Below are 12,035 nucleotides of genomic sequence, written 5' to 3'. Positions count from 1 at the left end.
CGGGACGTCCCCGTACACTCTGGAGAATTATGCTAATGATAAAACCGTCATTTTTATGCGGAGCCGCGCTTGCTGCTCTGCTGGCAGGAAGCTGTTACAGCGCCGTTGCTGCACCACCGCCGCCGGTTTCCTATGGCGTTGAAGAAGATGTTTTCCACCCTGTTCGTGCGCAGCAGGGGATGGTGGCCTCGGTTGATGCGATGGCCACCAACGTGGGTGTCGAGATCCTTAAACAGGGCGGTAACGCGGTGGATGCTGCGGTGGCCGTGGGCTATGCGCTGGCGGTGACCCATCCGCAGGCCGGGAACCTTGGCGGCGGCGGTTTTATGATGCTGCGCACCAAGGATGGAAAAACCACGGCAATAGACTTCCGAGAAATGGCGCCGGAGCAGGCGTCGCGTGATATGTTCCTCGACTCGCAGGGCAATCCGGACAGTAAAAAATCGCTGATCTCGCATCTCGCCTCCGGCACGCCGGGTACCGTGGCGGGCTTTTCGTTGGCGCTGGAGAAGTACGGCACGCTGCCGCTGAACAAAGTTATCCAGCCGGCCATCAAGCTGGCGCAGGACGGCTTTACCGTGAATAGCGCACTGGCCGACGATCTCAAAACCTATGGCAGCGAAGTGCTGCCGAATCATGCCAACAGTAAAGCAATTTTCTGGAAAGATGGCGAACCGCTGAAGAAGGGCGACAAGCTGGTGCAGACCAATCTGGCAAAAAGCCTGACGCTCATCGCCGAACATGGCCCGGATGCTTTCTATAAAGGCGCTATCGCCGATCAGATTGCCGAAGAGATGCATAATAACGGTGGCCTGATGAGCAAGGCCGATCTGGCCAACTATAAGGCAGTACAGCGTACGCCGATTAGCGGCGAATATCGTGGCTATGAAGTCTTCTCGATGCCTCCACCGTCCTCCGGTGGGATCCACATCGTGCAAATCCTCAATATCCTCGAGAATTTCGACCTGCATAAATACGGCTTCGGCAGCGCCGATGCGATGCAGCTGATGGCGGAAGCGGAAAAACACGCCTATGCCGACCGCTCGGAGTATCTCGGTGACCCGGATTTTGTGAAGGTACCGTGGCAGGCGCTGACCAACAAAGCCTACGCCAAATCCATTGCCGGGGAGATTGACCTCAACAAAGCCAAACCGTCCAGCGAGATTAAACCGGGCAAACTGGCGCCGTACGAGAGCAATCAAACCACCCACTTCTCAGTGGTGGATAAAGACGGAAACGCGGTGGCGGTGACCTATACGCTGAACACCACTTTCGGCACCGGCATTGTGGCGGGGAACACCGGCATTTTAATGAACAACGAGATGGATGATTTCTCCGCCAAACCTGGCGTACCAAACGTCTATGGGCTGGTGGGCGGCGACGCCAACGCCGTGGGGCCGAAGAAACGCCCACTGTCATCGATGTCGCCGACTATCGTAGTCAAAGACGGTAAAACCTGGCTGGTGACCGGTAGCCCTGGCGGCAGCCGAATTATCACCACGGTACTGCAAATGGTGGTGAATACCGTTGACTTCGGCATGAATGTGGCGGAAGCAACCAATGCGCCGCGTTTCCATCATCAATGGCTGCCGGATGAGCTGCGGGTGGAGAAGGGCTTTAGCCCGGATACGCTGAAGCTGCTGGAAGGAAAGGGCCAGAAAGTGGTGGTAAAAGAAGCGATGGGCAGCACTCAGAGCATTATGGTGGGGCCGGATGGTACGCTGTATGGTGCGTCCGACCCGCGTTCGCCGGATGATTTAACGGCGGGGTTCTGATTTACCCTCACCCGGCCCTCTCTTTGTTACGAAGAGGGGGCGGGTGAGTCTCTAAAAGGGTGAGGGTTACCCCTTCAGCCGCGCCATAAAGTAGGCATCCACATACTCGCCGTTGCGCAGGCCATACTTGCGCCCGGTGCCTTCAATCTCAAAGCCATGCTTTTTATACACCGCCACCGCCGGTGCGTTATCCACAAACACCGTCAGCTCGATGCGATCGACGCGCAGCCAGTTGTCACACATGTCTATCATGGTGTGAACCAGCGCGCTGGCGACGCCGCGATTCTGCCAGCGCGAATCCACACAGATGCCAAAATCGGCAACGTGGCTACGGCGTGGGCGCTGGGCCACCTCAATGGCAAGGTGGCCTACCACCTGCCCATCAATGCAGGCGACCAGTTGCTTCACGCCGGGCCGGTCGGCTAGCCGTTCATGCCACATATGGCTGGAAGGATGAGGGACCTGTAGCGTGTTGTGATACACCTCCGGCTGGGCGTGAATTTGACGGATTGCGTCGTCATCGTTGGCTTCGGCGTGGCGAATCACTATGTCACTCATTCTTCATTTCCTTTTGGGGTTAAAAGTCCCTTTTAACATCATTGATTTTTAAATGTGCGTCAATTGGCTTTTTTTGCAAAAAACGATGGACAAGTGCGAATGAGAATGATTATTATTGTCCTGCATTCAGGGCGTCCTTGCGGAGCTTCTGAAAGCACGACATTGCTCACATTGCTTCCAGTATTACTTTAGCCAGCTTAATGCTGGCTTTTTTTTGCCTGTAGTTACGTTATGGTATTCAGCAATTATTTCAAAAGGACTGAATCATGACCCTACACTGCGCCTTCATTGGCTTTGGCAAAAGCACCACCCGCTACCATCTCCCGTACGTCTTACACCGTAAAGCCGACTGGCACGTTGCCCATATTTTTCGCCGCAGCCCGAAGCCGGACGAACAGCAGCCGCAGTACGCGCATATCCACTTCACCAGCGAGTTAAACGACATCCTGCACGATCCGCAGGTCAAACTGGTGGTGGTGTGTACGCATGCGGACAGCCATTTTGAATATGCGAAGAAAGCGCTGGAAGCGGGCAAAAACGTGCTGGTTGAAAAGCCGTTTACCCCCACGGTTGCGGAGGCAAAAGAGCTGTTTGCGCTGGCGAAAAGCAAAGGGCTGACCGTATCGCCGTATCAGAATCGCCGTTTTGACGCCTGCTTCCTGACGGCGAAAAAAGCCATTGAGAGCGGTAAGCTGGGCGATATCGTGGAAGTGGAAAGCCACTTCGACTACTTCCGCCCGGACGCGCCAACTCAGCCGGGACGTCCACAGGACGGCGCGTTTTATGGCCTTGGGGTTCACACCATGGATCAAATCATCTCGCTGTTTGGCCGCCCGGATCATGCCGCGTATGACATCCGTAGCCTGCGTAACCAGGCTAACCCTGACGATACCTTTGAAGCCCAGCTGTTCTACGGCAACCTGAAGGCGATTGTGAAAACCAGCCATCTGGTGAAAATCGACTATCCGAAGTTTATCGTTCACGGCAGCAAAGGGTCGTTTGTGAAATACGGTATTGACCAGCAGGAGACCAGCCTGAAGGCGGGTATTATGCCGGGTGATGCAGGCTTCGCGGCCGATGATTCGCTGGCACGGCTGGAGTACGTCAACGAGGCGGGTGAAACGGTGAAAGAAGAGTGGCGAGCCGAGCAGGGCGATTACGGCCGCGTGTATGACGCGCTGTATCAAACGCTGGTCAATGGGGCACCGAATTTCGTCAAGGAAATTGAGGCTCTCACCAATATGGAACTGTTGGAACGGGCCTTCCAGCAGCCATCACCCGCCACCATAACCCTCTCCAAATAAGCAATATCGGCTCCTCTGTTCTTGTTCATATTTTTTGAACAGAGGAGTCAATTTTCACCCACTATCATCCCAGGCTGTTTACGTCCAAACTTGTTTCATCGAAAACATGAGGGGGTAGCAAATGATTTTCTTACGCAAAGCAAACGAACGTGGTCACGCAAATCATGGTTGGCTGGACTCCTGGCATACCTTCTCTTTTGCTGATTACTACGATCCGAATTTTATGGGCTTCTCCGCGCTGCGCGTCATTAACGATGACGTGATTGATGCCGGTCAGGGGTTCGGTACCCATCCGCATAAAGACATGGAAATCCTGACCTACGTTCTGGAAGGCGCCGTTGAGCACCAGGACAGCATGGGTAACAAAGAGCAGGTTCCGGCGGGCGAGTTCCAGATTATGAGTGCGGGTACCGGCGTGCGTCACTCCGAGTACAACCCGAGCGCCACCGACAAGCTGCACCTGTACCAGATCTGGATCATTCCAGAAAAAACCGGCATCACGCCGCGCTACGAACAGCGCCGTTTCGACGCCGAGCAGGGCAAACAACTGGTGCTGTCGCCGGATGCGCGTGAAGGCTCGCTGAAAGTGTACCAGGACATGGAGCTGTACCGCTGGGCGCTGACGAAAGACGAACAGTCGATTCATCAGATTGCCGCTGACCGCCGCGTGTGGATCCAGGTGGTAAAAGGTGATGTGAGCATCAACGGTACCAAAGCGACAATCAGCGATGGCCTGGCCATTTGGGACGAGCAGGCGATTTCTATCCATGCGGATAGCGACAGCGAAATTTTACTCTTCGATCTGCCGCCAGTTTGATCAGGCTTAAATAAATAACGTAACCTCCCCAATCTAGCGGGGAGGTTGCGTCATCTCCGTGGTAAACTTCAGCAATATTTCACCTTGCTTGCCTCTGGACGATGAAAAAGAAAAGACCCGTACTTCAGGATGTTGCCGATCGCGTTGGCGTAACCAAAATGACGGTTAGCCGTTTTCTCCGTAATCCGGAGCAGGTTTCCGTAGCGTTGCGCGGTAAAATTGCGGCGGCTCTTGATGATTTGGGTTACATCCCCAATCGGGCTCCCGATATTCTTTCTAACTCCACTAGCCGCGCCATCGGCGTACTTTTACCGTCATTAACTAACCAGGTCTTCGCAGAAGTGCTGCGCGGCGTGGAAAGCGTAACCGACGCTTATGGTTACCAGACGATGCTGGCGCACTACGGCTATAAGCCGGAGATGGAGCAGGAACGCCTGGAGTCGATGCTCTCGTGGAATATCGACGGCCTTATCCTCACCGAACGCACCCACACTCCCCGCACCCTGAAGATGATTGAAGTCGCCGGGATCCCCGTGGTGGAGCTGATGGACAGTCAATCGCCATGCCTCGACATCGCCGTCGGCTTCGATAACTTTGAAGCGGCGCGCCAGATGACGGCGGCGATTATTGCCCGCGGTCACCGCCGCATTGCCTATTTAGGCGCGCGTCTGGATGAACGTACGATTATCAAGCAGAAGGGCTATGAGCAGGCGATGCTGGATGCGGGCTTAACGCCGTATAGCGTGATGGTTGAGCAATCGTCGTCGTACACGTCGGGGATTGAGCTGATGCGCCAGGCGCGTCGGGAATTCTCACAGCTTGACGGCATCTTCTGTACCAACGATGACCTTGCGGTCGGGGCCGCATTTGAATGTCAGCGTCTGGGCCTCAAAATTCCTGATGATATTGCTATCGCCGGTTTCCACGGCCACGACATCGGCCAGGTCATGGAACCGCGTCTCGCCAGCGTGCTGACGCCGCGTGAGCGTATGGGCCGCATTGGCGCAGAGCGACTGCTGGCGCGCATCCGTGGTGAAGCAGTTACGCCTAAAATGTTAGATTTAGGTTTCACTTTGTCACCGGGCGGTTCTATTTAGCCCCGACAAATTTGAACTAGATCACACATATTCACTTAGAAATCACTTCCGGCACGAATGGTTATTGCTTATCCATTTGCCCGGCAGGACAATGTTACCGATAACTGTTACCCGTAACAATTCCACAAGTGCCCAACAGGAGGACGCCTTGAGCACGACTAACCACGATCACCACGTCTATGTACTGATGGGCGTATCCGGCAGCGGTAAATCTGCGGTTGCCAGCGAAGTCGCGCATCGCCTGAACGCCGCGTTTCTGGACGGCGACTTCCTGCATCCACGCTGCAATATCGTCAAAATGTCCTCCGGCGAACCGCTGAACGACGACGATCGCAAACCATGGCTGCAGGCGCTGAACGACGCTGCATTCGCGATGCAACGAACCAACAAAGTGTCGCTGATTGTCTGCTCCGCGCTGAAAAAAGCGTACCGCGACATTCTGCGCGAAGGTAATCCAAATCTGTCTTTCATCTATATGAAAGGTGATTTTGAAGTGATTGAAAGCCGCCTGAAGGCGCGTAAAGGCCACTTCTTCAAAACGCAGATGCTGGTGACCCAATTCGAAACCCTGCAAGAGCCGGGCGCTGAAGAACGCGACGTACTGGTGGTTGATATCGATCAGCCGCTGGAAGGCGTTATCGACAGCACAATTGAATTGATTAACAAAGGCAGTATCGCGTGACAACTTTAACGCTCGTTTTAACAGCAGTCGGTTCTGTTTTACTGCTGCTGTTTTTAGTCATGAAGGCGCGTATGCACGCCTTCCTGGCTTTGATGGTGGTTTCTATTGGTGCAGGTCTGTTCTCCGGTATGCCGCTGACCAAAATCGCGGCCACCATGGAGAAAGGCATGGGCGGTACGCTGGGCTTCCTGGCGATTGTGGTCGCGCTCGGCGCGATGTTCGGCAAAATTCTGCATGAAACCGGCGCGGTCGACCAGATTGCCGTCAAGATGCTGAAGTCATTCGGCCATAACCGTGCGCACTTTGCGATTGGCCTGGCTGGCCTTATCTGTGCGCTGCCGCTGTTCTTCGAAGTGGCTATCGTGCTGCTGATTAGCGTCGCGTTCTCGATGGCGCGTCACACCGGCACCAACCTGGTTAAGCTGGTGATCCCACTGTTTGCTGGCGTGGCGGCTGCCGCTGCGTTCCTGGTCCCTGGCCCTGCGCCGATGCTACTGGCCTCCCAGATGCACGCGGACTTTGGCTGGATGATCCTGATTGGCCTGTGCGCTGCGATCCCAGGGATGCTGATTGCCGGCCCGCTGTGGGGCAACTTCATCAGCCGTTACGTTGAACTGAACATTCCAGAAGACGTTACCGAGCCGCACCTGGGTGAAGGCAAAATGCCCTCCTTCGGTTTCAGCCTCGCGCTGATCCTGCTGCCGCTGGTGCTGGTGGGTTTGAAAACCGTTGCTGCACGCTTTGTGCCGGAAGGTTCTGAAGTTTATCAGTGGTTTGAATTTATCGGCCATCCGTTCACGGCTATTCTGGTTGCCTGTCTGGTTGCCATTTATGGCCTGGCATTCCGTCAGGGCATGGCGAAAGATAAAGTGATGGAGATTTGCGGCCACGCGCTGCAGCCTGCGGGGATTATCCTGCTGGTTATCGGTGCCGGTGGTGTGTTCAAACAGGTGCTGGTGGACTCCGGCGTTGGCCCGGCGTTGGGCGAAGCGTTAACCGGGATGGGCCTGCCTATCGCGCTGACCTGCTTCATCCTGGCCGCGGCGGTACGTATTATTCAGGGTTCCGCTACGGTGGCGTGTTTAACCGCGGTTGGCCTGGTGATGCCTGTCATTGAACAGCTGCATTACAACGGCGCGCAGCTGGCAGCATTGTCTATCTGTATCGGCGGGGGCTCTATCGTGGTGAGCCACGTGAATGACGCCGGCTTCTGGCTGTTCGGTAAATTTACCGGTGCAACCGAAGCACAAACGCTGAAAACCTGGACCATGATGGAAACCATCCTCGGTACCGTGGGGGCGATTGTTGGTATGGTGGCCTTTACGCTGCTGAGCTAATGCTTGCACTCAACCCGGCGCCGTGCCGCTGGGTTCGCTAAATCTTCGCCCGGGCTCACGTCAGTGACGCCCGGGCGAATTGTTTCTACGACTACCCTTTCATCCACGCCCGAATACCGTCCAGGAACATCTGGGTGGCCATCATCACCAGAATCAACCCCATCAGACGCTCTAAGGCATTCACGCCTTTCTCGCCCAGCAGGCGCAGGAATAGAGACGATTGCAGCAGAATGACGACCGTACCGCCCCAGGCAATGAGCAGCGCAATCACCAGATGCGACAGGTTATTGGGATACTGATGCGAAAGCAGCATTAGCGTCGCCAACAGCGACGGGCCGGCAACCAGGGGAATTGCCAACGGCACAATAAAAGGTTCTTCGCCGGCCGGTAGACCGTTGCTGCCACCCTCGGCGCTTGGAAATATCATTTTTATGGCAATCAGGAACAAAATAATCCCGCCGGAGATAGAAACGGTCTCTGCGCTTAGGTTCAGGAAGGCGAGAATTTTCTCACCGGCGAACAAGAAAATAAGCATTATCAGCAGTGCGATTAAAAGCTCACGTATCATGATCGCCTTGCGGCGCTTGGGTTCCGTGTGTTTTAGCACCGACATAAAAATGGGCAGGTTTCCCAATGGATCCATAATCAGGATCAATAAAACAGCGGCGGAAAAGATTTCACTCATGACTCAAATTCCCTGATAATCGTTAAGGACTTTCTGCTCTACGCATCACCCTTGCCATGGATTCTGACGAGGGTAAATGTGGCCCCCAGGGTCGGGGGAATAAGTTGCATTTCTGATTGCTGCGCAATCATTGATTAATTTCACTTGCGACTTTAGCTGCTTTTTGTAATGTGATGGGATGGCCAGTGGGACTGGCAAGCATAAACAGCACACATATCTGCAGGAAAATACGCTATGAAAAATGTTGGTTTTATCGGCTGGCGCGGGATGGTCGGCTCTGTACTCATGCAACGCATGGTGGAAGAGCGCGATTTTGACGCCATTCGCCCGGTCTTCTTCTCTACCTCTCAGTTAGGTCAAGCTGCGCCAACGTTTGGCGGCAGCACTGGAGGTACGCTTCAGGATGCTTTCGATCTTGAAGCGCTGAAGGCGCTCGACATTATCGTCACCTGTCAGGGCGGAGATTATACCAACGAAATCTATCCGAAGCTTCGTGAAAGCGGCTGGCAGGGCTACTGGATTGACGCAGCCTCTTCGCTGCGCATGAAAGACGACGCCATCATCATCCTCGACCCGGTCAACCAGCAGGTGATCACCGATGGTCTGAACAACGGCGTGAAAACCTTTGTTGGCGGCAACTGCACCGTCAGCCTGATGCTGATGTCACTGGGCGGCCTGTTCGCCAATGATCTGGTTGAGTGGGCGTCCGTCGCTACTTATCAGGCAGCTTCCGGCGGCGGTGCGCGCCATATGCGTGAACTGCTGACCCAGATGGGGCAACTGCATCACCACGTTGCCAGCGAACTGGCAGACCCGGCATCCGCCATCCTCGAGATCGAACGTAAAGTGACTACCCTGACCCGTAGCGGCGATCTGGCGGTAGATAACTTTGGCGTTCCGCTGGCGGGCAGCCTGATTCCGTGGATCGACAAGCAGCTCGACAACGGCCAGAGCCGTGAAGAGTGGAAAGGTCAGGCTGAGACCAACAAAATTCTCGCTACCTCCTCGGTTATCCCGGTTGATGGCCTGTGCGTGCGCGTTGGCGCACTGCGTTGCCATAGCCAGGCATTCACCCTGAAATTGAAAAAAGATATTTCCATAAATTCTGTGGAGGAATTACTGGCGGCGCATAACCCGTGGGCGAAAGTGATTCCAAACGATCGTGAAATCACCATGCGTGAATTAACGCCTGCAGCGGTGACCGGTACGCTGACCACGCCAGTTGGGCGTCTGCGTAAGCTGAACATGGGGCCGGAGTATCTTTCTGCTTTCACCGTCGGCGACCAGCTTCTGTGGGGCGCCGCCGAGCCGCTGCGCCGCATGCTGCGTCAGTTGGCGTAAACATTTGTTCATTGATGAGGGGTGGTGAATCACCCCTTTTTTTTGCGTAATACAAGGAGTAAACGCAGATATGTTTAATTTTCTATCAGGAGTCAGGTAAAGCGTTGGCTATGCTTTAATCAAGGTCTATCACCTTGACTGAAGGTTGAATGGAGCCGAGAAAGCACTCTTTTTTGTGCTGCACCGTTCGGGTCACAAATGTCGCCATTTACATTGGATTGAGGCGACACAAAAACAAAGGATGATGAAACATGTCCGATCGTATTGATAGAGACGTGATTAACGCGCTGATTGCAGGCCATTTTGCGGATCCATTTTCTGTATTAGGGATGCACCGAACGGAGTCGGGACTGGAAGTCCGGGCACTGTTGCCCGACGCGACCGAAGTTTGGGTTATTGAACCTAAAACCGGGCGTAAAGTTGGCCAACTGGAGTGCGTAGACGCACGCGGTTTCTTTTGCGGTATTCTGCCGCGCCGTAAAAATTTCTTTCGTTATCAGTTGGCTGTCGTTTGGCATGGCCAGCAGAACCTGATTGACGATCCCTATAGCTTTGGTCCGTTGCTCCAGGAAATGGATGCGTGGCTGCTGTCTGAGGGGACCCATTTACGTCCATATGAAACCCTGGGCGCACATGCGGATACCATGGATGGCGTCACCGGAACCCGCTTTGCCGTCTGGGCACCTAATGCGCGCCGCGTTTCCGTGGTCGGGCAGTTTAACTACTGGGATGGGCGTCGCCATCCGATGCGCCTGCGTCGGGAGACGGGGATCTGGGAGTTGTTTATTCCCGGAGCGCACAACGGGCAGTTGTATAAATTCGAGATGATCGACGCCAATGGTACGCTGCGCGTGAAGGCCGACCCGTATGCCTTTGAAGCGCAAATGCGTCCGGACACCGCCTCGCTGATCTGCGGCCTACCGCCGAAAGTTGAACAAAGCGACGCGCGGAAAAAAGCCAATCAGCTTGATGCGGCGATCTCTATCTACGAAGTGCACCTGGGCTCATGGCGTCGCCACACCGACAACAATTTCTGGCTGAGCTATCGCGAACTGGCTGATGAACTGGTTCCGTACGCCAAATGGATGGGCTTTACCCATCTGGAGCTGCTGCCGGTTAACGAACACCCCTTCGATGGTAGCTGGGGCTATCAGCCTACTGGACTGTATGCGCCAACCCGCCGCTTCGGCACCCGCGAAGACTTCCGCTATTTCATTAATGCTGCGCACGCCGCCGGGCTCAGCGTCATTCTTGACTGGGTTCCAGGGCATTTCCCCTCGGATGATTTTGCGCTGGCAGAATTTGACGGCACCAACCTCTATGAGCACAGCGACCCGCGCGAAGGCTACCATCAGGACTGGAATACCCTGATCTATAACTACGGTCGCCGCGAAGTGAGCAATTTCCTGGTCGGTAACGCCCTGTACTGGGTGGAACGTTTTGGCATTGATGCGCTGCGCGTGGATGCAGTGGCATCGATGATTTACCGCGACTACTCTCGTAAGGACGGGGAGTGGATCCCAAATGAATTTGGCGGCCGCGAAAACCTTGAGGCCATCGAATTCCTGCGCAATACCAACCGCGTGCTGGGCGAACAGGTACCCGGTGCGGTGACGATGGCGGAAGAGTCAACGGACTTTGCCGGCGTGTCGCGTCCCGCGGATATGGGCGGCCTGGGCTTTTGGTTTAAATGGAACCTGGGCTGGATGCACGACACCCTCGATTACATGAAGCTCGACCCGGTTCACCGTCAGTACCATCACGACAAAATGACCTTTGGCATGCTGTACAACTACACGGAGAATTTCGTGTTGCCGCTGTCGCATGACGAAGTGGTTCACGGTAAAAAATCGATTTTGGATCGTATGCCGGGCGATGCGTGGCAGAAATTTGCCAACCTGCGCGCCTACTACGGCTGGATGTTCGCTTTCCCGGGCAAGAAGCTGCTGTTTATGGGCGATGAGTTTGCTCAGGGCCGCGAGTGGAACTTTGACGGCAGCCTCGACTGGCATCTGCTGGAGGGCGGTGATAACTGGCATAACGGGGTTCAGCGTCTGGTGCGCGACCTCAACCATACCTATCGCCACCATAAGGCCATGCACGAGCTGGACTTCGACCCGTACGGCTTTGAGTGGCTGGTGGTCGACGATCATGAACGTTCGGTGTTTGCGTTTGTCCGTCGCGACAGAGACGGTAACGAAATCATCGTGGTCAGCAACTTTACGCCGGTTCCACGTTACGGTTATCGCTTTGGTATCAATCAGCCGGGCCGCTGGCGTGAAGTGCTAAACAGCGACTCAGGCCACTATCACGGCAGCAACGCCGGAAACGGCGGTGAAGTGCGCAGCGATATGATCGAAAGCCACGGGCGCGCGCAGTCGCTGAGTTTGACGCTGCCGCCGCTGTCGACTCTCTGGTTGGTGCGGGAAGGGGATTGAT

General features: G+C 55.0%; 10 protein-coding genes. 8 read left to right on the top strand and 2 right to left on the bottom strand.

Going from position 1 to position 12,035, the window contains the following annotated elements:
- The first annotated feature begins 35 nt into the window (after positions 1–35).
- On the top strand, positions 36–1,775 hold the full coding sequence (gene ggt / locus KCR01S_RS10065) for a gamma-glutamyltransferase (protein WP_061282654.1): 1,740 nt from the start codon (positions 36–38) through the stop codon (positions 1,773–1,775).
- Positions 1,776–1,841: 66 nt separating this feature from the next.
- On the opposite strand, the gene yhhY is transcribed toward ggt, so the two are convergent.
- Positions 1,842–2,333: an N-acetyltransferase gene (gene yhhY, locus KCR01S_RS10060; RefSeq protein ID WP_061282584.1), complete on the bottom strand. Its 492-nt coding sequence runs from the start codon at positions 2,331–2,333 to the stop codon at positions 1,842–1,844.
- Between the two features lie 266 nt (positions 2,334–2,599).
- Between yhhY and KCR01S_RS10055 the strand changes: the two genes are divergently transcribed.
- From KCR01S_RS10055 to gntU, 5 genes are all read left to right on the top strand, one after another.
- Complete coding sequence (locus KCR01S_RS10055) at positions 2,600–3,637, top strand: oxidoreductase (protein WP_061282583.1); 1,038 nt, start codon at positions 2,600–2,602, stop codon at positions 3,635–3,637.
- A 121-nt stretch (positions 3,638–3,758) separates the two neighbouring features.
- Complete coding sequence (locus KCR01S_RS10050) at positions 3,759–4,454, top strand: pirin family protein (protein WP_061282582.1); 696 nt, start codon at positions 3,759–3,761, stop codon at positions 4,452–4,454.
- Positions 4,455–4,555: 101 nt separating this feature from the next.
- Positions 4,556–5,551 (top strand): gluconate operon transcriptional repressor GntR, encoded by a 996-nt coding sequence (gntR, locus tag KCR01S_RS10045; RefSeq protein ID WP_052282859.1) that lies wholly within the window; start codon positions 4,556–4,558, stop codon positions 5,549–5,551.
- Positions 5,552–5,699: 148 nt separating this feature from the next.
- Positions 5,700–6,233: a gluconokinase gene (gene gntK / locus KCR01S_RS10040; RefSeq protein WP_061282581.1), complete on the top strand. Its 534-nt coding sequence runs from the start codon at positions 5,700–5,702 to the stop codon at positions 6,231–6,233.
- Complete coding sequence (gntU, locus tag KCR01S_RS10035; protein WP_052282857.1) at positions 6,230–7,570, top strand: gluconate transporter; 1,341 nt, start codon at positions 6,230–6,232, stop codon at positions 7,568–7,570. Before gntK ends, gntU begins: the two co-directional genes overlap by 4 nt.
- A gap of 91 nt (positions 7,571–7,661) precedes the next feature.
- Here the strand turns inward: gntU and KCR01S_RS10030 are convergent, their stop codons facing one another.
- On the bottom strand, positions 7,662–8,255 hold the full coding sequence (locus tag KCR01S_RS10030; protein ID WP_052282856.1) for a YhgN family NAAT transporter: 594 nt from the start codon (positions 8,253–8,255) through the stop codon (positions 7,662–7,664).
- A 234-nt stretch (positions 8,256–8,489) separates the two neighbouring features.
- Between KCR01S_RS10030 and asd the strand changes: the two genes are divergently transcribed.
- Positions 8,490–9,596 (top strand): aspartate-semialdehyde dehydrogenase, encoded by a 1,107-nt coding sequence (asd, locus tag KCR01S_RS10025; RefSeq protein WP_061282580.1) that lies wholly within the window; start codon positions 8,490–8,492, stop codon positions 9,594–9,596.
- Positions 9,597–9,847: 251 nt separating this feature from the next.
- On the top strand, positions 9,848–12,034 hold the full coding sequence (glgB, locus tag KCR01S_RS10020; RefSeq protein WP_061282579.1) for a 1,4-alpha-glucan branching enzyme: 2,187 nt from the start codon (positions 9,848–9,850) through the stop codon (positions 12,032–12,034).
- The last annotated feature ends 1 nt before the right edge of the window (position 12,035 follow it).

Source organism: Kluyvera cryocrescens NBRC 102467 (genome assembly GCF_001571285.1).
GTDB classification, from domain to species: domain Bacteria; phylum Pseudomonadota; class Gammaproteobacteria; order Enterobacterales; family Enterobacteriaceae; genus Kluyvera; species Kluyvera cryocrescens.
The sequence above is the reverse complement of the archived record's forward strand: the minus strand, read 5'-3'. Positions and strand labels throughout refer to the sequence as shown.